Origin of the sequence: Burkholderia sp. LMU1-1-1.1 (assembly GCF_040675865.1) — a bacterium.
Lineage (GTDB): Bacteria > Pseudomonadota > Gammaproteobacteria > Burkholderiales > Burkholderiaceae_D > Rugamonas.
Genome location: NZ_JBEGHG010000086.1, coordinates 258166 through 279816, shown reverse-complemented (window position 1 = coordinate 279816; position 21651 = coordinate 258166). Strand labels below are relative to the sequence as shown.

General features: G+C 64.5%; 15 protein-coding genes, 1 tRNA gene and 1 pseudogene. 9 read left to right on the top strand and 8 right to left on the bottom strand.

The features are described 5' to 3' along the window. Nucleotides 1–15: 15 nt before the first annotated feature. The 4 genes from MRBLMU1_RS32430 to MRBLMU1_RS32415 all read right to left on the bottom strand — a co-directional run bounded on the left by MRBLMU1_RS32430 (nucleotide 16) and on the right by MRBLMU1_RS32415 (nucleotide 6993). On the bottom strand, nucleotides 16–786 hold the full coding sequence (locus tag MRBLMU1_RS32430) for an NF038120 family PEP-CTERM protein (RefSeq protein WP_363510829.1): 771 nt from the start codon (nucleotides 784–786) through the stop codon (nucleotides 16–18). Nucleotides 787–1237: 451 nt separating this feature from the next. Continuing rightward, nucleotides 1238–3883 carry an aminopeptidase N gene (gene pepN, locus MRBLMU1_RS32425; RefSeq protein ID WP_363510826.1) on the bottom strand — a complete coding sequence of 882 codons (2646 nt, stop codon included), beginning with the start codon at nucleotides 3881–3883 and terminating at the stop codon, nucleotides 1238–1240. A 137-nt stretch (nucleotides 3884–4020) separates the two neighbouring features. Further along, nucleotides 4021–6078 carry a S9 family peptidase gene (locus tag MRBLMU1_RS32420; protein WP_363510823.1) on the bottom strand — a complete coding sequence of 686 codons (2058 nt, stop codon included), beginning with the start codon at nucleotides 6076–6078 and terminating at the stop codon, nucleotides 4021–4023. Nucleotides 6079–6198: 120 nt separating this feature from the next. Beyond that, on the bottom strand, nucleotides 6199–6993 hold the full coding sequence (locus MRBLMU1_RS32415; RefSeq protein WP_363510820.1) for a hypothetical protein: 795 nt from the start codon (nucleotides 6991–6993) through the stop codon (nucleotides 6199–6201). 131 nt (nucleotides 6994–7124) lie between these two features. On the opposite strand from MRBLMU1_RS32415, the gene MRBLMU1_RS32410 reads away from it, so the two are divergent. The 6 genes from MRBLMU1_RS32410 to MRBLMU1_RS32385 all read left to right on the top strand — a co-directional run bounded on the left by MRBLMU1_RS32410 (nucleotide 7125) and on the right by MRBLMU1_RS32385 (nucleotide 15113). Next, nucleotides 7125–7703: a TetR/AcrR family transcriptional regulator gene (locus MRBLMU1_RS32410; protein ID WP_363510817.1), complete on the top strand. Its 579-nt coding sequence runs from the start codon at nucleotides 7125–7127 to the stop codon at nucleotides 7701–7703. 70 nt (nucleotides 7704–7773) lie between these two features. After that, a complete protein-coding gene (locus MRBLMU1_RS32405; protein ID WP_363510814.1) occupies nucleotides 7774–8484 on the top strand; it encodes an SDR family oxidoreductase in 711 nt (236 codons plus the stop codon). Nucleotides 8485–8862: 378 nt separating this feature from the next. Beyond that, nucleotides 8863–9453 carry a hypothetical protein gene (locus MRBLMU1_RS32400; RefSeq protein WP_363510811.1) on the top strand — a complete coding sequence of 197 codons (591 nt, stop codon included), beginning with the start codon at nucleotides 8863–8865 and terminating at the stop codon, nucleotides 9451–9453. 330 nt (nucleotides 9454–9783) lie between these two features. Then, nucleotides 9784–11139, top strand: coding sequence for an MFS transporter (locus tag MRBLMU1_RS32395; RefSeq protein ID WP_363510808.1), 1356 nt, complete (start codon nucleotides 9784–9786; stop codon nucleotides 11137–11139). 228 nt (nucleotides 11140–11367) lie between these two features. Then, complete coding sequence (locus MRBLMU1_RS32390) at nucleotides 11368–13776, top strand: S9 family peptidase (protein WP_363510805.1); 2409 nt, start codon at nucleotides 11368–11370, stop codon at nucleotides 13774–13776. Nucleotides 13777–13778: 2 nt separating this feature from the next. Beyond that, nucleotides 13779–15113, top strand: coding sequence for an alpha-amylase family glycosyl hydrolase (locus MRBLMU1_RS32385; protein ID WP_363510802.1), 1335 nt, complete (start codon nucleotides 13779–13781; stop codon nucleotides 15111–15113). Nucleotides 15114–15150: 37 nt separating this feature from the next. On the opposite strand, the gene MRBLMU1_RS32380 is transcribed toward MRBLMU1_RS32385, so the two are convergent. Beyond that, complete coding sequence (locus MRBLMU1_RS32380; RefSeq protein WP_363510800.1) at nucleotides 15151–15687, bottom strand: DUF2058 domain-containing protein; 537 nt, start codon at nucleotides 15685–15687, stop codon at nucleotides 15151–15153. Between the two features lie 132 nt (nucleotides 15688–15819). Here MRBLMU1_RS32380 and MRBLMU1_RS32375 point away from each other — a divergent pair, with 132 nt between their 5' ends. Continuing rightward, the gene (locus MRBLMU1_RS32375; RefSeq protein WP_363510797.1) at nucleotides 15820–16812 is read left to right on the top strand and encodes a DUF3616 domain-containing protein; all 993 of its coding nucleotides are present in this window, start codon (nucleotides 15820–15822) and stop codon (nucleotides 16810–16812) included. 8 nt (nucleotides 16813–16820) lie between these two features. On the opposite strand, the gene MRBLMU1_RS32370 is transcribed toward MRBLMU1_RS32375, so the two are convergent. Continuing rightward, nucleotides 16821–18236 (bottom strand): M20/M25/M40 family metallo-hydrolase, encoded by a 1416-nt coding sequence (locus MRBLMU1_RS32370; RefSeq protein WP_363510794.1) that lies wholly within the window; start codon nucleotides 18234–18236, stop codon nucleotides 16821–16823. Between the two features lie 157 nt (nucleotides 18237–18393). Here MRBLMU1_RS32370 and MRBLMU1_RS32365 point away from each other — a divergent pair, with 157 nt between their 5' ends. Continuing rightward, a complete protein-coding gene (locus MRBLMU1_RS32365; protein WP_363510791.1) occupies nucleotides 18394–20655 on the top strand; it encodes a family 1 glycosylhydrolase in 2262 nt (753 codons plus the stop codon). After that, nucleotides 20621–20696: transfer RNA gene (locus tag MRBLMU1_RS32360), tRNA-Phe, on the top strand. The genes MRBLMU1_RS32365 and MRBLMU1_RS32360 overlap by 35 nt, the downstream gene beginning before the upstream one ends. A 251-nt stretch (nucleotides 20697–20947) precedes the next feature. Here the strand turns inward: MRBLMU1_RS32360 and MRBLMU1_RS32355 are convergent. Next, nucleotides 20948–21187, bottom strand: a pseudogene (locus tag MRBLMU1_RS32355) (integrase core domain-containing protein); the annotation flags it as partial. 17 nt (nucleotides 21188–21204) lie between these two features. Next, nucleotides 21205–21651 (bottom strand): hypothetical protein, encoded by a 447-nt coding sequence (locus MRBLMU1_RS32350; RefSeq protein ID WP_363510789.1) that lies wholly within the window; start codon nucleotides 21649–21651, stop codon nucleotides 21205–21207.

The following is a 21651-nucleotide window of genomic DNA, read 5'->3' as shown; positions in this document are numbered from 1 at the left end:
TGGGGTGTTCCTTGCTCAGGCGTTGATCGTGGCGGCGGCGGCTTTGGCTCCCGCCTTGGCGCGGCGGCGCGACAGCAGGCCCACCAGGCCCAGACCCAGGCCCATCATGGCGTAGGTTTCCGGCTCCGGCACCGGGGCGACGGCGCCCACGGCGTTGATGTTGAGGTTGTCGAAGGCGAACTGCGCCTGGTTCTCCGCGCCAGGCAGCGGGCGGTAGCAACCGCCGCTGCCGTCGAACAGGCAGGAACTGATGATCAGGCTGCTGAGGCTGACGTTGCCGAAGGCCGTCAGCGAGTTGGTGACGAACGGCGAATTGCCCAGCGCGTCGAGCAGGGGAAAATCGTAGGCGACCGAGATGGTGCCGCCGTCGGCGCGCATGCCGAGCAGGGTCAGCTGACCCCACGAATAGCTGGGCAGGCCGCCGACCGGGGCCAGGAAGGCGTAGTCGATGCTCGACACCTGGAAGGCCGCGTTGTCGCCGCGCTCCACCTTCAGGCTGCCGTCATTGACGCCCATGTAGAAATGGCTGGCGTTGCCGGTCGGGCAGGCGGCGATCGCGCACAGATACGGGTCGCTGCCGTCGCCGACGGCGCCGGCGAAGCCGGTGCCGGCAGGACCGGCGGCCGGGGTGTCGATGACGGTCATCGTATAGCCGTTCTCGGCCAGGGTCTCGGTGCCGCCATAGATCGACGAGCCGATGGATTCGAAATCGATCACGGCAGCCATGGCCGGCGTGGCGCTCATCAGCGCAAAGGCGCCGAGGGCGGCGCCGGTTATTTTTTTCAATCGCGCTTGCTTCAAGTGGTTCATTTTCTCACTGCCCTTTTGATGAAAGTAATGGCGCCGTGGTCCGCCGGATTGATTGCCCGATGGAACCTTTGTCTACTTTTTGTAGGTAACAATGAATATAAACAAACAACACAATTTGAGTAACTTAAGATTAAGAATTATTATTCTTTAATATTGAGAAAGTGCCAAATAAAATCCTGATTCCACTATGAAAGCGCTGTCATCAAATTGTCACGAAGTTGTGCCGATGCGCTCATTTTTCTGTTGTTCTTTTACAAAACAAGAGTGTCTGAATCGAAACCATCTGGTCCGAAAAAAGTTATGTCAGCCCAGCAAATTCTGGCATTTACCGGCTACGCCGCGTTAGTCGCGATCATCGTCGGGCAAAGTGCTCGGACGAGAAAAAAGCCGGCGCATGGCCGGCTTTTTCACAAAACGGACGCGGCAATTAAAATACTGTCATTGCTTTCTTTATGGCAACACAACGCTCATCCTCTTGATGCCTTACCAAAAGAGAACGTTTTGTGCCCGTCGACAAGTCCGGCAATTTAACAATTGCCGCTTGCAGGCGGGACACGCTGGCCGGCGTGCAGGTGGCCGGTATCATCGCCTCCGCGTAGGAGCGCATGAAGACCGGGCCGGCGGCCTTGTCGACCTGTCCGAGCGTCGCCAAACGCTGTTCCGCGCTGAGCTCGTTCAGCGCGCCTTGGTCGGCCGGATACATGACCTGCATCGCCTGGCGTATCTTCGAGAACGGCAACTTGGTCTGCAGATCGCCGATATTGGCCAGCCACTCGGCCTTGACCTTGGCGTCCGGACGGATCACGCGCGCGGCCAGCGCGGCCGCTTGGCCGCTGTCGGATTTGTCGCGCTCCTGCTCGGCCGCCAGCAAGGCTTCGCTGCCGGGATAGGCAAAACGGTTCAGGCGGTTGACGATATCCCAGCGCACGTCCTGGCTGACGTTCAGGCCCGGCACCACCAGCTTGCCGGCGAGGATGTCTGCCAGCTGCGCCAACGCCGTCTGGCTGCTGGCCAGGGCGACGAAGGTGGAGAACCACAGGCGCTGGAAATTCTTGTCGGCGCTGGCGGCACTGGCCGCCGTGAACGCCATTTGCTCCAGTTGCCCGCCCGCCTTCGCCCGGTACGCGGCGGCCTGCGGCCCCATCTTGTCCAGGTAGGCCCGCGACTGCCCCACCTTGGCCAGGATATCGCCCAGCAGCGTATAGTCCTTCTCGCCCGGCGCGTTGGTCAGCACGGTGGCCAGGAAGGCGTTGAGCGGCAGCTTGGCGTCGCGCACGCTGTCCCACAGGCTTTGCCACAGCATCGACCGCAGCAGCGGATCGGCAACCTTGTTCAGGCCCGATTGCGCGGTGGCGAACGACTTCTTATCCAACTGCACTTTCGCGTAACCCCAGTCCTGGTAATTCGGATACGCCAGGTCGGGACAGGCCACGCCCTTGAGCTCCGGGACGGCGGTGGCGGCGCCCTTGTAGGTCACCGCCAAGTTCTTGCTGAGCGACATGCCGTCCTTGCCCAGGTTGAACAGGCCGATCTGCACGCGCTGCTCGCGCAGGGTCGGCATGGCCGCGCTCGGCGCGTTCTGGTGCAGGCTGAACGACTTGATCTTGCCGCCGGCGCAGCTGAACTCGGCGGCGATGGTGTTCACGCCCGGCTCGTACAACCATTCCCGCGTCCACGGGCCGAGATCGCGGTTGGCGGCCTGGGCCAGGCTACCGATGAAGTCGTCGAGCTTGGCGTTCTGGTAGGAATACTTGACCAGGTAGTTGTGCACGCCCTGGCGGAACACCTCCTCGCCCAGCAGGTGGCGCAACTGCTTCAACGTCGAGGCGCCCTTCGAGTAGGTGATCGCGTCGATATTGTCGAAGGCGTTGGCGGTCGACGGCACCGGCGTTTCGATCGGGTGCGTGGTGACCCGCTGGTCCTGCGTGTAAGCCTTCTGCTTATCGTCCGAATAGAAACTCTGCCAGGCGTGGGTGAACTCGGTGGCCTCGGCCGTGGCCAGCGTGCCCATGAAGGAGGCGAAGCTCTCGTTGAGCCACAAGCCGTTCCACCATTTCATCGTCACCAGGTCGCCGAACCACTGGTGCGCCATCTCGTGCATGATGACGCCGGCCAGGCTCTCGCGCTGCGCCGCCGTCATCTCATCCTGGTGCAGGAAGGCGCGTTCGGCGAAGGTGATCGCGGCGGCGTTCTCCATCGCGCCATACAGGAAGTCCGGCACCAGCAGCTGGTCGTATTTCTCGAACTGGTAGGGCACGCCGAAGTACTGGTCGAAGAATTTCAGGCCGCGGCTGGTGTAGCCGAACCAATCCTTGGGCGACACCTGCGCCGCCACCGACTGGCGCGCGAACAGGCGCATCGGATACGGGCCGCTGTTGTCCTCCCATACCTTGTACGGGCCGGCGTGCATCGAGAAGTTGTACGGGCTGAGTTTTTTGCTGCGCGGGAAAGTCCAGCGCTTGCCGCCGTCGACCTCGGTCACACCCGATTCGCGCATCGTCGACGACACTACCCAGTCGGCCGGCGTGCTGACGGTCACCTGGAAGGTGCCCTTCAGGTCCGGCTGGTCGAACAGCGCGAACATCTGGTGCGCGGCGGCCGGCTCGAAGTGCGAATACGTGTAGACGCGGCCGTCGACCGGATCGACCATGCGGTGCAGGCCCTCGCCGTTGGTGCTGTGCAGGCGCGTGTAGGCGATGGCGACCGTGTTGCGGCCGGCCTTCAGGTCCTGCGGCGCCAGGGTGATGAACCACTGGTTGTATTGTGGCGTGACGGCCTTGCCGTTGACGGTCAGGCTGGCGATGGTCGCCTTGTCGAGGTCGATGGTCAGAGCTTGCGTGGCGTCTTTCAGGTCGAACGCCAGGGTGGTGGAGCCGGAGAAGGTTTCCTTGCCGGTCAGCGCGAACTCGAGCGTGTAGTCGACGTTGCTGACGCGCGCCGAGCGGGCGGCGGCATCCTCCTGCGACAGATAGGCGTTCTCGGCGCGCGGGTGCGTGGGCGCGACGGGGGTGAGGGCGACGGCGGTTGTGCCATAGGCGAGCAGCAGCGCCAGTACGATCAAACTTTTTTTCATTTTTACATTCTCAAATATGGAAACGCCCGCAATGACAGCGGGCGTTAAATTTCACGAGGAAACACGTAGGGCGGATTAGCGCGGCGTAATCCGCCAAGAGCCGCCAGCGGCCCCACCGGATCACGCACAACGCACGATTACTTCTTCAGATAAGCATCCAACCAATCGATCACCGTGTGATGCCACAGCACCGAGTTCGCCGGCTTCAGCACCCAATGGTTCTCATCCGGGAACACCAGCAACTTGCTCGGAATCCCCTGGCGCTGCAGCGCCGTGAACGTGCCCAGACCCTGCGCAGTCGGAATCCGGAAATCCAGATCGCCCTGCACCACCAGCATCGGCGTCTTCCACTTCTTCACCTGCAACGCCGGGTTGAACTTCTCGTGCATCTCCGGCACGTCGTAATACGGGCCGCCGTTTTCCCACTCGGTGAACCACAGCTCCTCGGTGGCGTACGCCATGCCGCGCGTGTCGAACACGCCGTCATGGTTGACGATGCACTTGAAACCGTCGGACCAGTTGCCTTCGATCCAGTTCATCATGAAACCGCCGTACGACGCGCCCAGCGCGCAGCTGCGCTCGCGGTCCAGCCACGGGAACTTCCGCACCGCCGCCGCCAGGCCCTTCTGCAAGTCCTCCAGCGGCTTGCCGCCCCAGTCGCCGCTGATCGAATCGGTGAACTTCTGGCCGTAGCCGGTCGAACCGTGGAAATCGATGAACACGGTGGCATAGCCGGCGCCAGCGTACACCTGCGGATTCCAGCGGTAGCTCCATGAGTTGCCGAAGCTGCCCTGCGGGCCGCCGTGCACCAGGAAGGCGATCGGATACTTGACGCCCGGCTTGGCGTCCCACGGCTTCATGACGTGGCCGTAGACGGTCTCGCCGTTGGCGCCGGCGAACGAGAACTGCTCGAACTCGCCGAACTTGACGTCGGCCAGCGCGGCCGCGTTCAACTGGGTCAGCTGCGTGGCTTTTTCGCCGCTGCCGCCGAGCTTGAATTTATACAGCTGCGCGCCGGACGACAGGCTGGCCTGCGCCATGACGATGGTGTCGCGCGCGACGTCGAAGCCGCTGACGTAGCCGTTGCCGGTCAGCTTGGCGACCTTGCCGCTGGCGGCGTCGATATGGAACAGCGGATGCTGGCCGATGTCGTCGGCGGTCGCCAGCAGCGCCTTGCTATCGGGCGTCCAGCGGTAGTCGGCGATCGAACGATCCCAGCTGTCGGCGACGGTGCGCTTCTTGCCGCTGGCGACGTCGACCAGCACCAGGTGGAAGCGGTCGGCCTCGAAGGTCGGCTTGTCCATCGCCAGGTAGGCCAGGGTCTTGCCGTCCGGCGAGTAGCTGGCCTTAGTGTCCCAGGCCTGGTTGTCGGCGCTCAGGTTGACCGGCGCGCCGCCGGTGGCCGGCACCGTGTAGACGTCGAAGTTAGTCGACCACGCCTCGGTCTTGCCGGCGATGCGCGCGGCGAACACCACCGTCTTGCCGTCGGGGCTGAAGCGGTACTCGTCGCGGTCGCCGAACGGCTTGGACGGCACGTCGCCGTCGAGCGCGCCGCTCAGGCTGACCGGCTGCGCGCTGACCTTGCCCGTGGCGTCGATAGGCGCCGAGTACAGCACGTTGTTGCGCCCGTCCGCCCAGGTATCCCAGTGGCGCACGAACAGCTTGTCGTAGAGCTTGCCGCTGGCCTTGTCCTTGGCCTTGGCGTCCAGGCGCGATTTGGTGCAGGCCAGGTCGGCGCAATCGCGGAACACGGCCAGGCTCAGCGCCAGGCGGTCGCCCTGCGGCGACAGGCGGAAGTTGTCGACGTCCAGCGGCAGGTCGGTGACCTTGGCCGCCTCGCCGCCGGCCAGCGGCAGCCGCCACACCTGCGACGAGCCGGAACGGGCCGACAGGAAGTAGACGGCGTCGCCGTTGGGCGACCATTCGGGATCGCTGCTGCTGGCGTCGGCCTGGGTCAGGCGCACCGGCGCGGCCTTGGGCGCGCGCAAGTCCAGCATCCACAATTGCGTGTTGCCACGGTTTTTGTCCATATTGGTGGAACGCACCGTGTAGACGACGCGGGTGGCGTCCGGCGACAGCGCGGGACTTCCGACCCTTTCCATCTTGACCAGGTCTTCCACGGTGAAGCCGCGCGGCGCGGCCATGGCGCTGGAGGCCGCAACAGCGGTCCCAAGCAGCAGCAGGGGTAATCTCATTCGGGGATCTCCGACGTTGTAGAAAAATACCGGCTGGTAGCCGGTCGTCGAGCATCATACCAAGTTCGCGCCGCGGCAAGTAAACTGTTACTTTACGCAACTTTACCGGGGAGGCGTCCCCTAAGGATGTCTGGGGAACTCGGCGATGAACCGGCGGAAGCCGGGCGTCTGGCGCGCCTGGGCGATAGCTTGCCAATAGGCCTCGATTTGCGCTTGGTGCTGTTGGTAGAAGGCCTTGTTGACGATCAGGTAGATGGGCGTCTTCTGGAACGGCACCGGCAGCATTTCGATCTGTTCCCGGTACTTGCGCGCGATCAGCTCGCCGCCCTCCTCGCGCTCGGTCACGGCCGCCGCCACCCGCCTGCCCGCCAGTTTGGCGAACACCTGGTCCACACTGGAGCCGCTGTCGTCGATGACGATGTCCATCTCGCGCAGCATCGGCATGTGCAGCAGATCCGGTTGCGCGCCCACCGGCTGCCGGCCCAGGCCGATAAAGCGCTGGCCATCCCAGGCCACCGTCCCGCCCCGCCGGCGGGAGACGGCGAAGCGCAGCTCGCCGACGCCGCGCCCGGGATCGGGCTGCGCCCCCTTCATCGGATAGGCGCCGTAGGCGGCGCGTTCGGGCGTGTAGGCGGCCAGCATGGCGTCGACCTGGCCGTTGCGCAAGCGGTTCATGCATTGGGAACGGGGCGCGACGAGTTGGCGGATCGTCACCGGTTGCAGCGCCGAGGCGCGCCGCAGCAACTCCAGCGACTGGCCGCAACCGTCCGGAAAAGTCATGGGCGAAAATGGCTGGTCGAACACGCATAGCGTGAGGTCCAGCGGCGCCGCCTGCAAGGCCCCGCCCAGCATCAAACCCGGCAACAACGCCGACGGCAGCGAAAGCCCACCCCACACCCTAGCTTTGGTACGCACAGTAGATAACCCATATTCACCATTGGTACGCTAACTATATAGTTGGTATTCACCATAGTCTATGGAACAATAAGTAACCCACCCGCGAAACAACGCTTGACTTATTTAAGACGACCGGTCATATTACACCCATGCCGAAACCTAACGTCAAAGAACAAATCGTCGCCGCCAGCCTGACCCTGCTTCACAGCAAGGGTTTCAACGCCACCAGTGTGCAAGATATCACCGAGGCGGCCGGGGTGCCGAAGGGTTCGTTCTACAACCATTTCACCAGCAAGGAAGAGCTGGGGGTGGAGGTATTGCAGCGTTATACGGAGCAGGCCGGGCAGATCGGCGCCCTGTTGGGCGAGTCGTCGCTGCCGTCGCTGGAAAGGTTGCGTGACTACTTCGGCAAAATGGTCGAATCCAACGCGGCGTCCGAATTCAACGCCGGCTGCCTGCTGGGCAATTTCAGCACCGAGCTGTCGAACCAGAGTCCGGCCATCCGCCTGCAGGCGCGGCAGTCGTTCGCGTCGATGGGCGCGATGCTGGAAGCAGTCATCGCGCAAGGCCAGCGCGACGGCAGCATCGCCAATGCGCAGTCTGCCAGGGAGCTGGCCAATTTCACCGCCGACGCCTGGCAGGGCGCGGTGCTGCGCGCCAAGGCCGAAAAAGACCGCGCGCCGCTGGACCGCTTCGTCGACATGCTGTTGAACCGCATATTGGCTTGATCGTTTTTTTTCACCGGTTTTAAGATGACCGGTCATATTGTATGTTGTACTCTCATCGAAAGGTATTGCCATGAACTTCAAAGACTCCGTCGTCCTCGTCACCGGCGCCAATCGCGGCCTGGGCAAAGCCCTGGCCGAAGCCGCCCTCAAAGCCGGCGCGCGCAAGGTTTACGGCGGCGCCCGCAATCCGGCCTCGGTCACCCTGCCCGGCGTCACGCCGATCAAGCTGGACGTGACCAACGCGGACGACATCGCGGCCGCCGTGCGGGCGATTCCCGACCTCACCATCCTGATCAATAACGCCGGCATCTTCAGCGGCACCGATCTCACCGCCCCCAACGCCTTGCAGGCGATGCAACAGGAACTGGACACGAACTTCTTCGGCCCGATGGCGCTCAGCTCGGCCTTCGCGCCGGCGTTGAAGAGCAATGGCGGCGGCGCCATCGTCAACGTGTTGTCGGCGCTGGCCTGGATCAGCATGCCGGGCACCGGCACCTATAGCGTGTCCAAGGCGGCGGCTTGGGCGCTGACCAACGGCCTGCGCGGCGAACTGCAGGCGCAAAACACGCAGGTGCTGGCGGCCCACATGGGTTACATGGACACCGACATGGTCGCCGCCATCGACGCGCAGAAAACCCCGCCGGCCGAGGTAGCGCGCATCATTGTCGCCGCGCTCGAAAACGGTGACGACGAAGTGCTGGTCGACGACATCAGCAAGCAGGTCAAGCAGGGCCTGGGCGCGCCGCGCGGCGCCTATCTCGGCACGCCGCTGGCCGGCTGAAATCGCTGCGCCGCAACAAGCAAAACCGCGCCCCGCCTGGCGCGGTTTGATACAAAACTTTTTTTGCTAGTGACCCGTAAACGCCTACACGGGTCAAGAAAATGGGTGCATAATTTCCCACTCAGCCAGGTAGAGCACGCATCAGTAATCACCGGCATGGCAGGTGTATAACGCGTTTTCCCCGCCGGTAATCTTCGAAATTGGAAGCAGTTGATACTTATTATTGCAGCACAATTATTGCTTTTTCACTAGTTGTGAACAATTGTAAATCGACGTTGAATGAGCTGGGCTCAGCGCTAAGGTAAACCCACTGGCCGCGCTGGCCGCAGCACTCCACGCTTGCCGCGCAGCCGAAGTCAGACGAATATGGGAAACGTTATGCTAACTGCCACTTATGTCCTACTGACACTCTCCATCGAACAAAAAAAAGAACGCCACTTCATCTCGCGGTTGCTGCAGCATGTGCAGTCGATCGCGCGCCGCCCACAGGAGATCGATCCTGTGTTCATCGAGTCCCAGCTCAAGGAGCTGACCAGCTTTGCCGAAGCCCGCCACCAGCGCAAGGTCGAGGCCTGCCTGATGCCCGCCGTGCGCGCGGCCGATTCCAACTGCGCCGCGCTGATGAACGACCTCGAGACGCTCAGCCGGCTGGGCAGCGCGATGCTCAACGCCGTGCACAAGTGCCTGCGGCGGGCGATGCGCCGCAGCGCCTCGCAGGGAAAATTCCTGTGCCGCACCATCGACCTGTATTGCCAGAATCTTCTGAAGCGCCTGGACAAGGAAGAACAGGAACTGCTGCCGCTGGCGCAAAAGGTGATTTCCAGCGACGAGTGGTTCGAGATCGGCACCCAGTTCCTGGCGCAGGAAGACGGCGACGCCGCCACCAAGCCCGAGTTGCGGCCCCGCCGCAACCTCGGCACCATGAACGACAACGCCCGCGCCATGGGCGCCGGCTCGGTGCGGATCTGACCGCGCCAAGCCCGGCCTCGAATGTCGAATCACCTTGGAACCACGTAGGGCGGATTAGCGCAGCGTAATCGGCCATGCATGCATGCGCCGTCGGCGGCTCATAGATGGCCGATTACGGCGTTCCGCCTAATCCGCCCTACGTGCCACCGACGTGCCACCGACGTGCCATAATGGTGCGCCAGCCCATCCTTTGTTGTTTTGAGTTCCCCATTGAGCCAAACGCTTGCCTAAGAATTTAGGCACGGCTAATATCGGCTACATGCAGACCACTCTTGCCCCCGCATCGTGAACCATGGCGCCACGCTTCTGCACCTGCGCGGCGCTGCCGGCATGGATGCAATCTACCGCAAGATCAGCTGGCGCCTGCTGCCGCTGCTGATGCTGTGCTGCGTGGTCGCGTACATCGACCGCGTCAACGTCGACCTCGCGCAGCGCCACATCCAGGACAGCCTCGCTTTCGGCAACCAGGTCTTCGCCTGGGGCGCCGGCGTGTTCTTCTTCGCCTACGCGCTGTTCGCAGTGCCTTGCAATCTGCTGCTGGAAAAACTCGGCACGCGCAAAATCCTTCTGCGCATGATGCTCGGCTGGGGCGCGGCAACCGCCGCCGGCGCCTTCGTGCGCACGCCGCTCGAGTACTACACGATCCGCTTCCTGCTCGGCATGTGCGAAGCGGGCTTCTTCCCCGGTGTGATCCTGTATCTGACCTACTGGTATCCGGCCGCGCGGCGCGCGCGCGTGTTCGCCGTCTTCGCGTCGGCCACGCTGATCGGCGGTATCGTCGCCGGGCCGCTGTCGGGCGCCATGCAGCAGGCGCTGCATCTGTACAGCGGCATGCAGGGCTGGCAATGGCTGCTGCTGGCGCAAGGCCTGCCGGCCGCGCTGCTGGGCATCGCCGCCTACTTCCATCTCGACGACCAGCCCGACGATGCCAAATGGCTATCGGGTTTCGAACAGCAAATGGTGCGGCAGGATTTGAACCGCGATGAAAGGGCGCTCGCCAAGGCCGCCGGCATCGACGAGGACGACGACGAGGACGAACCGCCGTCGGCCTTCGCCATCATCTGGTCGCTGCTGCGCGATCCCGCCATCTGCCTGCTGGCGCTCGCCAACCTGCTGCTGGCCGGCGCCAGCTACGCGCTGGCGCACTGGGCGCCGGCGCTGATGCAGCGCTGGGGCGCCGGCGGCCCGCTGGAACCCGGGTTGCTGGCGGCGATACCCGGCGTCGTCGGCATCGCCGGCATGATCGCCATCGGCTACGACTCGGACCGCCGGCGCGAACGGCGCGGCCACTTCATCGCTTGCATGGTGCTGGCCGCCGGCGGCCTCGGTCTGGCCATCGCCGCCGACAACGGCCTGGCATGGTCGCTGGCCGGCCTGTCGCTGGCGTCGCTCGGCATCTCGTCGGCGCTGCCGCTGCTGGCGGCCATCCTCACCGACCTGCTGAACCGCCAACGCGCGGCCGTCGGCATCGCGCTGGTGGGCGGCCTGGCCATGATGGGCGGCGCCTTCGGCCCGGCGTTGAGCGCGCGCCTGCTGGCCTGGGGCGACAGCGCCGCCATGCTCGCCGCGCTGATCGGCACGTACCTGGCGGCGGGGCTGATCCTGATGCTGGCGCTGCGCATGGCGCCGCGCCGCGGCGGCCCGGACGCCAAGGACGGCCTCAGAGACAAGATAGCCCGCAACTGACTGTTCGGGTAGTGGACTGCAACGTTTAATTGGGAGCGAAGGACGCGCAGGCGGCGTGCAGGGCAAGGCGTAAAGCGCAGCGATAGCCCGCTATCGCGAGCATTTGCAACGCAGCCATGCGCGTTGCCTGTGCGGCAGGCGCTACCGATTAAGCGTTGCGGTCCACTATAATCGTGGACGCGTCGCAATCCGGCGCTCCCGTTCACCCAACTTCAAAGCGAACTATCAATGCGTTTTGTCCTGCCCTTCTCCACCACGCTGGCCACCACCCTGGCCGCGCTCACCGCCTTGACGGCCCACGCGGCCCATGCGGCCACTCCCACACCGATCACCCTGGACCAGGCCATGGCCAATCCCGACTGGATCGGCAATCCGGTCGAATCGGCATGGTGGGGCTGGGACAGCCGCCAGGTCTACTTCAAACAAAAACGCGCCGGCTCGCCGCTGCGCGACACCTTCCAGATCGCCGCCGGCGGCCCGAAGCTGGTGGACGACAAGCAGCTGGCGAACCTCGACAGCGCCGATCCGGTCTACAACCGCGATCGCACGCGCGCGATTTTGCTGCGCAACGGCGACCTGTTCGAACGTGACTTGAAAAGCGGCGCGCTGACACAAATCCTGCGCGGCACCACCCCGGCCGCCGATCCGCAATACACCGCCGACGGCGCCGGCGTGCAGTTCCGCGTGGGCAGCGACTGGTTCAGCTGGAGCCGCGCCGAGCGCCTGGTATCGCCGGTGGCGGTGCTGCGCACCGCCAAGGACCCGGACGCCGCGCCGGACGCCAGCGCGCGCCGCGACCTGCAACTGCGCCTGCTCTCGACCCTGGCGCGCCAGAAGGAGGAGCGCGACGCCGTCCGCGACCGCCGCAACCAGGAACGCGGCGCCGACGCCACCCGCGCCCCGCAGCCGGTCTACCTGGGCGAAAAGGTCGTCATCGAAACCAGCGCGCTGTCGCCGGACGGGCGCTATCTGCTGGTGGTCACCAGCGCCAAGGACGGCGACAAGCGCCGCGTCGGCAAAATGCCGAAGTACGTGACCGAATCGGGCTACGAGGAGACCGACGACGAGCGCAAACGCGTCAGCGACGAAGGCCCGCAACCGCAGCAACTGAAGCTGATCGAACTGGCCACGCGCAAAGTGACCGAACTGTCGTTCGACACCCTGCCCGGCATCAATGTCGATCCGCTGGCCGAGATGCGCGCCGCGCGCAAGCTCGATCCGCTGAAGGGCAATCGCGGCGTGCGCTTCGAAAGCCGCGACGAATCGATCCGCTGGAGCGACAACGGCAAGCAGGTGGCCGTGATGGCGCAGGCGATCGACAACAAGGACCGCTGGATCGCCACCGTCGATCTGGCCGGCGCCAAGCTGCAGCCGGTGCACCGCCTGACGGACGCCGCCTGGGTCAACAACCGTGGCAACGGCTTCGGCTGGCAGCCGGACAACAGCACGCTGTGGTACCAGTCGGAGGAAAGCGGCTACGCCCACATCTACCTGCAACCCGCCACCGCCGGCATGGCACCGCGCGCGCTCACCTCGGGCAAATGGGAAGCCAGCAACGTCGAATGGTCGGCCGACGGCAAGACCGCCTACTTCATGTGCAACCCCAAGCTGCCGGGCACCTATGAGGTCTGCTCCAGCGCCACCACGAGCGGCACAACCAGCGGCGCGCCGAAGGAACTGACGTCGCTGGGCGGCGTGGAGAGCTTCACGTTGTCGCCGGACGGCCGCAAGCTGCTGGTGCGCTACTCGACCGCCTACATGCCCGCGCAAATCGCCACGGTGGACAGCACCGGCGGCGCCGCCAAACAACTGACCGACACCCGCAGCGCCGACTACAAGGCGCGCGAGTGGATCACGCCGCAAATCGTCGCGGTACCGTCGACGCACGGTGCCGATCCGGTATGGGCCAAGCTGTATCGTCCCGCCACGCTGGAGCCGGGCAAAAAATATCCGGTCGTGATGTTCGTGCACGGCGCCGGCTATCTGCAAAATGTCACGCAGCGCTTCCCGGTTTACTTCCGCGAACAGATGTTCCACAACCTGCTGGTGGAAAAAGGCTACATCGTGCTCGACATGGACTACCGCGCATCGCTCGGCTACGGCCGCAACTGGCGCACCGCGATTTACCGCCAGATGGGCCATCCGGAACTGGAGGACTACATCGACGGCTTGAACTGGATGGTGGCCAACCACCAGGGCGACGCAAAAAATGTCGGCATCTACGGCGGCAGCTACGGCGGCTTCATGACCTTCATGGCGCTGCTGCGCGCGCCTGACCAGTTCAAGGCCGGCGCCGCGCTGCGTCCCGTCACCGACTGGACCACGTATAACCACGAATACACCGCCAACATCCTCAACACGCCGGAGCTGGACCCGGAGGCGTACAAGGTATCGTCGCCGATCGAATACGCCGACAAGCTCAAAGGCCACCTGCTGATCGCGCACGGCATGATCGACGATAACGTGTTTTACCAGGACTCGGTGCGCATGGCGCAGCGCTTCATCGAACTGAAAAAGGACAACTGGGAACTGGCCTCCTACCCGCTGGAGCGCCACGCCTACGTGCACGCCGAAAGCTGGTACGACCAATACCGCCGCATCTATCAGCTGTTTGAACGCACGCTCAAAAAGGAGTGACATTGAAACGACTTGCCACCTTGCTGCCACTGGCAGCGCTGATTTGCACCCTCGGAGCGCCGCTGCAAGCGGGCGCGCAGAAAATCGCACCGGCCGCCGCCACCGTCAAGCATCCGGCGTGGACGCGCAGTTCGAACATCTACGAAGTCAATCTTCGCCAGTACAGCAAGGAAGGTACGTTGACCGCCTTCGCCGCCACGCTGCCGCGCCTCAAGCAAATGGGCGTGGACGTGATCTGGCTGATGCCGATCCACCCGATCGGCGAGAAGAACCGCAAGGGCGCGCTGGGCAGCTACTACGCGGTGAAGGACTATCAAGCCGTCAATCCGGAATTCGGCACCATGGACGACCTGCGGCGCATGGTCAAACAGGCGCACGGCCTGGGCATGCACGTGATCCTGGACTGGGTGGGCAACCACACCGCCTGGGATCACCCATGGACCACCGAGCACGCCGACTGGTACAAGAAAAACGACAAGGGCGAGATCCACGCCGTCAGCTTCAAGAACGACAGCGGCGCCACCGAGGAATGGGCCGACGTCGTCGGCCTGGACTACGGCAACAAGGCGCTGTGGACGGCCATGACGGACGCGATGGCGTTCTGGGTGCGCGAAGCGGGAGTCGACGGCTTCCGCGCCGACGCCGCCGGCATGGTGCCGACCGAATTCTGGGAGCAGGCGCGCGCGAAACTGGACAAGATCAAGCCCGTGTTCATGCTCGCGGAAGCGGACGACCCGGCGCTGCACGCGCGCGCGTTCGACGCCAGCTACGACTGGCAGCTCAACGGCATCATGCAAAAAATCGGCAAGGGCCAGGCCGGTGCCGCCGAGCTGAAAGCCTACGTCGCCAATCCGGCGAAAGCATACGCGCGCGACGCCTACCGGCTGCAGTTCACCAGCAACCACGACATCAACTCGTGGCAAGGCGCTGACAAGGATTTGTATGGACCCGCGCACGGCGCGATGGCGGTGCTGAGCTACACCTTGCCGGGCATGCCGCTGGTGTACAACGGCCAGGAAGCGAAGCTGGAGAAGAAACTGGCCTTCTTCGAGAAGGACGCCATCGACTGGAAGACCACCGAGCTGGAAGGCTTCTACGCGGGCCTGAATCAGCTGAAGAAGCAGAACCCGGCGCTATGGAACGGCAAGGCCGGCGGCACCATGCAGGTGCTCGACGTGATCAACGAGCAGTTGTTCGCGTTCCGCCGCCAGCAGGGCAAGAACACGGTGCAGGTCATCGTCAACCCGACCGGCGTGCTACAGAAGTACAAACTGGCCGGCGACGAAGGCCAGGCCGTCATCAAACCCTGGCGCTGGCGCATCATCGTCTCGGAATAAAAGAAAGCCGCCAAATCGCATTGGCGGCTTTCTTTTTTCACCACATCAAATCGTCGGGGATCTGGAACGCGGCGTATGGGTCGTCCTCGTCCACCTGGGTGCTGGATTTGTTGACCCGCACCACCATCGAGGCGTCGCGCTCGGCGATCTTGTCGGCGATTACGCGCGGCACCAGTTCCACCGTCCCGTTCAGCACCACGATCACCAGCCGCCCCGCGACCAGGTGCTCGCGCACCGCCGGCGAGACGAAAATGCGCTCGATCTTGGTGCCATGCGTGAAGTTGTAGGGGATGTCGCCCTTGCCCTTGTCCTGGCGGTTCTGCCGCACCATCTGCGCGATCTGCGCGACGATCGCCTTCTGGTTGGCGGCGGCGTCGCGCTGGGCGTTCGCTTCGCGCGCGCGCTCGGCGTTTTTGCGCTGCAGTTCCAGCGCGGCGATGCGCGCTTCGTCGACCGTCTGCTCGCCGGTGCGGCGTTCAACCTTCTTCTGCTTGCTCTTTTCCTGGTTGGCCAGTTTGACCTTGGTCTTGTCGACCAGGCCGGCTTTCAAAAACTGCTCTTGTAACGAGACCATATCGGCTACTCCGTAAATAGGCTCCGCCGCCAGCGCTGCGGCACCGGAACGCGGAAAGACGCTAGCATAGCAAATATGGCGCGGCCGCCGACCTTTTCGCCACGGCCCGATGCCGCTCTTCAGGAGAAAAAGATGGCCAACACGAAAAAAGTCGCCTTCGCGCTCGCCGGCCTGCTGGCCCTGCCCGGCGCGTCGGCCAAAGCGCCGCTGGAACACCACGGCATGTGCGACGCCTCGGCCGGCGTCGCCGTCGACGACGACCATTTCGTCGTCGCCAACGACGAGGACAACATCCTGCGCATTTACCGCGGCGACCGCTCGGGCGCGCCGGTGCAGACGTTCGACCTGTCGGACCAGTTGCGCATCCCCGGCGAAAAACAGCGCGAGGCGGACATCGAAGGCGCGGCCCTGATCGGCAAGCGGATCTACTGGATCGCCTCGCACGGCGCCAACAAGAAGGCGCGCGCGCGGCCGGAACGGCGCCAGCTCTTCGCCACCGACATCGGCGGCAAGGGCGACGACCTGACCTTGACGGTCGCCGGCACCCCCTTCACCGGCCTGCTCGACGCCATCGCCGAGTACCCGCCGCTCCAAAAATACCGGCTGCACGAGGCGGCGCACATCTCGCCCGAGGACGAGGGCGGCCTGAATATCGAAGGCCTGGCGGCCACGCCGGACGGCCATCTGCTGATCGGCCTGCGCAGCCCCGTGGTCAACGGCAAGGCGCTGCTGCTGACATTGAAAAATCCGAACGAGGTGCTGGCGATCGGCACGGCGGCCAAGGCGCCGGTGTTCGGGCCGCCGATCGAACTGCCGCTCGACGGCCTGGGCATCCGCAGCATCGATTATGCCGGCAAGCTGAAGGCGTTTCTGATCGTCGCCGGGCCGCAGGATTCCGAAGGCGTCTTCAAGCTGTACAAATGGTCGCCGTCGACCGGCACGGTGCCGACCGCGCTGGCGACCAGCATAGACAAGGGCCTGCGTCCCGAAGGCCTGTTCTCGCGCACCGACGGCAAATCGTTCCAGCTGTTGAGCGACGACGGCGACGAAAAGACCTGCGGCGTGCCGTGCAAGGAGGCGCCGCCCGGGCAGCGCAAATTCCGCAGCGTCACCGTCAGTCTCTGACGGCCGCGCTACTCGGTGGCCAGCCGCTTGGCCAGGCGGTACAGGTATTCCTGGCCGTCGCACAGCGACTTCACGCGGATGTGCTCATTGAGGCCGTGCGCGCCCGAGCCTTCCGGCCCGTGGAACATGCCGCTGACGCCATAGGTCCAGATGCCGGCGTTGTTGAGGAAGCGGCCGTCGGTGCCGCCGGTCGACATCGTCGGCACCACCGGCACGCCGGGCCACATGTCGTTGCTGATTTCTTCGACCGCCTTCATCAGGGTCGGCGTCAACGGCGGCATCGGGCTGATCACGCCTTCGCCGACGCGGGTGATCTTGATCTTGTCGTCGGCCAGCACGCGCTGCAGCGTCGCCTGCACCTCGTCGATCTGCTCGCCCGGCAGGATGCGGCAATTGACAGTGGCGCGGGCACGCTGCGGCAGTGCATTGTCGGCGTGGCCGGCGTCGACCCTGGTCGCCACGCAGGTGGTGCGCACGGTGGAGTTGTGGCCGGGACTAACCGCGTACAGGCGCTCCAGCGCCGCCTGGTCCGGCGGCTCTGCCAGGATCGCCTTCATGTCGGCGGCGACCTGGCCCTTCTCGATGGTCGACATGCGCTCGTAGTAGGCGCGGGTGACGTCCGACAGCTTGAACGGGAACGCGAACCCGCCCAGACGCGACAAGCCGCCGGCCAGATGGTAGATGGCGTTGTCGCGATACGGCGCCGAGCTGTGTCCGCCCGGATTGGTCACCTCCAGCTGGAAGCTCTGGTACACCTTCTCGCCGGCCTGGATGCCGTGGCGGACCGGCTTGCCGTCCTTGTCCAGCATGCCGCCGCCGCCCTCGTTCAGCGCCAGCTCGGCGTCGATCAGCGGGCGGTGGTGGTTGAGCAGGTACTCGACGCCGTCGAATTCGCTCGGCACCTTCTCCTCGTCGCAGGTCAGCGCCATCACCAGATCGCGCTTGAGGGCCGGCTTTTCCTTTTTGTAGCGGATCATGTTGGCGACGAAGGCCGCCGCCATCGCCTTGTCGTCGGAGGCGCCGCGCGCGTAGAACATGCCGTCCTCCTCGACCAGCTTGAACGGATCGCGGGTCCAGTCCTCGCGCCTGGCCTCGACCACGTCGACGTGGGCCAGCAACAGCAAGGGCTTGGCGCTGCCGTCGCCCTTGAGCCGCGCGACCAGGTTGCCCTTGGCCGGCCCGCCCGGCGGCACCACGATGCGCAGGTCGGCGTCCTTGTACCCGGCGGCCTTGAGGCGCTTGGCCATCTTCGTCACGGCCACCGTGCACGAGCCGACCGAATCGGTGGTGTTGGTCTCGACCAGCTCCTGATAAATCCCGCGCATCTGCTTTTGCACCGGCGTCAACTCGGTGCCCCGGGCCGTGCTCGTTACCGTGATTGTTAATCCCAATCCTGCCGCCGCCAACCATGCCGCTCGTTTCATACCGCTCCCGTCCTGTGGATTGCAAAATAGATAGCACAGCGGTCGAATTTATACCTCGACATTATTAGTGTCAAGGAAAGTGTCCACTGGTCAAGGCTGCGCCGGGGTGCGACTTTCTTGTCCATACTTGTTGCAAGTTCGACTACCAGCCCACGCTATGACTACGATCAACGACGCGCATCGGTCCGAGCACCTGGAGCTGTGGGGAGGCCTGGAGGCCACCGTCAACCGGGTGCGCGACAGCTACTTCAGCCAGATGGAGCAGAACGGCCACGACGGCAGAATTAGCGACCTGGACCGCTTCGCGTCGCTCGGCATCACCGCCCTGCGCTATCCCGTGCTGTGGGAACTGGTCGCGCCCGACGGCCTCGACAAGGCCGACTGGTCGTGGCCGGACGAACGCCTGCCGGCGCTGCGCAGTCTCGGCATAGCGCCGATCGCCGGCCTGGTCCACCATGGCAGCGGCCCGCGCGACACCAGCCTGCTCGATCCCGCGTTCCCGGAAAAGCTGGCCGCCTACGCCGGCGCCGTCGCCCGCCGCTATCCGTGGCTCGAACAGTACACCCCGGTCAACGAACCGTGCACCACCGCGCGCTTCTGCGCCCTGTACGGGCTGTGGTATCCGCACGAACGCAGCGACCGCGCCTTCGTGCGCGCGCTGCTCAACCAGTGCAAGGGCGTCGTGCTGTCCATGCAAGCGATCCGCGCCGTCAATCCGCATGCCAGGCTGATCCAGACGGACGACCTCGGCAAAACCTACAGCACGCCCGAGATGGCCGCGCAGGCGCAGTTCTACAACGACCGCCGCTGGCTGCCGTGGGACTTGCTGTGCGGCATGGTCGGGCCGGACCATGCGCTGTGGCGCTACCTGCGCGACAGCGGCGCCTCCGCCGACGAGCTGGAATGGTTCCGCGACCACCCCTGCCCGCCGGACGTCATCGGCATCAACTACTACATCACCAGCGAGCGCTGGCTCGACCATCGGGCCGAGCACTACCCGCCGCGGGACGTCGGCCCGGACGGCTACGCCGACGTGGTGGCCGCCCGCGCACTGGAAACGCCGCAGCCCGGCATCGGCCCGTTGTTGCAGGAAGCCTGGGAGCGCTACGGCCTGCCGCTGGCGGTCACCGAGGCCCACATCGACGCCAACCGCGAAGACCAGCTGCGCTGGCTGCTGGAGATCTGGCAGGCCGCGCAGCAATCGCGGCGGGACGGCGTCGACATGCGCGCCGTCACCGTGTGGTCGCTGCTCGGCTCGTTCGACTGGAACTGCCTGGTCACCGAGCGCAAGGGCTACTACGAAAACGGCCCCTACGACCTGCGCGGCCCCGAACCGAGGCCGACCGCGCTGGCCACCCTGATGCGCGAACTGGCGACCGGCCGTACACCGTCGAGCCCGGTGCTGCAGGGGCTGGGCTGGTGGCGCCGGCCGCAGCGTTTGGTGTGTCCGCCGATGCCGTTCGGGCCGGCGCTGGTGCCCGCGATCGTCACGCCCGCCGAACCGGGGCGGCCGATCCTGATCAGCGGCGCCAGCGGCACCCTGGGGGGCGCCTTCGCCCGCCTGTGCGCCGACCGCCACCTGGCCTGCCACGTGCTGACGCGCCAGGAAATGGACATCGCCGACCCCGCCTCGGTGGACGCCGCGATCCGCCGCTACCGGCCCTGGGCCATCGTCAACGCCGGCGGCTACGTCCGCGTGCAACGGGCCGAGCAGGACGCCGAACGCTGCCTGCGCGAGAACGCCCAGGGGCCGGTGATCCTGGCGACCGCCTGCGCCCGCCACGCGATCGAACTGCTGAGTTTTTCCAGCGACCTGGTGTTCGACGGCAGCAAGGACGGTCCGTATGTGGAAGGCGACCCGGTCGCCCCGCTCAATGTCTACGGCCAGAGCAAGGCCGAGGCCGAGCAGCGCGTACTGGGGGTCCACCCGCGCGCGTTGATGGTGCGCACCAGCGCCTTCTTCGGGCCGTGGGACAAGCATAATTTCGTCACGCGCGCGCTGCGGACGTTGGCGGCCGGCCAGCCGTTTACCGCCGCGAGCGACCTGATCGTCTCGCCGACGTACGTGCCGGACCTGGTCGACACCTGCCTCGACCTGCTGATCGACGGCGAGGCCGGCATCTGGCACCTGAGCAGCGGCAGCGCGCTGAGCTGGGCGGAACTGGCGCGGCGGGCCGCCGATCTGGCCGGGGTGTCGACCGAGCGGCTGCTGGCGCGCCCGGCAACCGCGCTGGATCTGGCCGCCGCCCATCCACTGTTCAGCGCGCTGGGCAGCGAACGGGGCCAGCTGATGCCGCCGCTGGACGATGCGCTGGCGCGCTATCTCGCGGCGTTGGAAGGGGGGCTTGGCGAATTCAAACAGGACTGCTACAATAGCGCGCCTTGGCCTGGTAGCTCAGTTGGTAGAGCAGAGGATTGAAAATCCTTGTGTCGGTGGTTCGATTCCGCCCCGGGCCACCAAGAACATCCTTGACGAAACGCCGATCCATGCAGATCGGCGTTTTTGTTTGCGGAACAGAAAGTCCTCGTGTCCGGTCTATTTCCGGTCGCAACTCCTTCGCCTAGCCCCCAATATCGGTATCAGACTCAAGCCCTAATACTTGGCCATGGGGGTTGTCCGATCAGGCGGGAATAAATGAAAATAGCGCAATAAGAACAATTGCCCGGACATCGACCTCGATATCGAATTTACGACCTATTTTTATCCTGAATTTGGGGCTTGGGGCGATGCCACCAAGTGCTATGTTGGGTCGGTCGTAATTGCAGGTCCACAGCCAGCGGGTTGCAAAATCTTGGATCTTATCGAGCGTGTCGAACAGGTAATCGACCAGCCAATGGTAGCGCACCGTGCGGTTATAGCGCTCGACATAGGCGTTCTGCTGCGGCTGTCCAGGCTAGATGAAGCCAATGCGGATGCCACGCTTGGCGGCCCAGGCCAGCGCCGCCGAACTTGGAGCACCCTCGCGGCCTAAGGCTTGCCCTCAATCCGTTTTTCCGCGTTCAGAAAAAAGCCTTTCCAGAAAAAGACAACATGCCTTTTGTCCTTGAAATAGACGAAGCTGATTGGCGAAGGCGCTTGGCAAACTATCTCAATCTCGGTGACCAGATGAGGCAGGCGCAAATGGATCGGGTCTATCTTGTATTCACGTCGAAAAAAGCTGGCCGTACTATGACGAGTCAGCATGAATATCGGCTTGTCACAGGTCTCGTTCGAAAATCGCACGGATTCAGCAGTGACAACGAGTTCGGTGCCGGTCAGCTTATCGACTTCATCACTGGAGAGTGAAGTTGTTTCTTGCGCGTCGGCAGTGCCCGTCACCGTCCAGCGCCCTGTCAATGCGGAGCGAATCTCGCCACCAACGGCATGAGTGGCACCGAGAACAAGCAAGCCAGCGAAAATCAAAAAGCGCGCCAT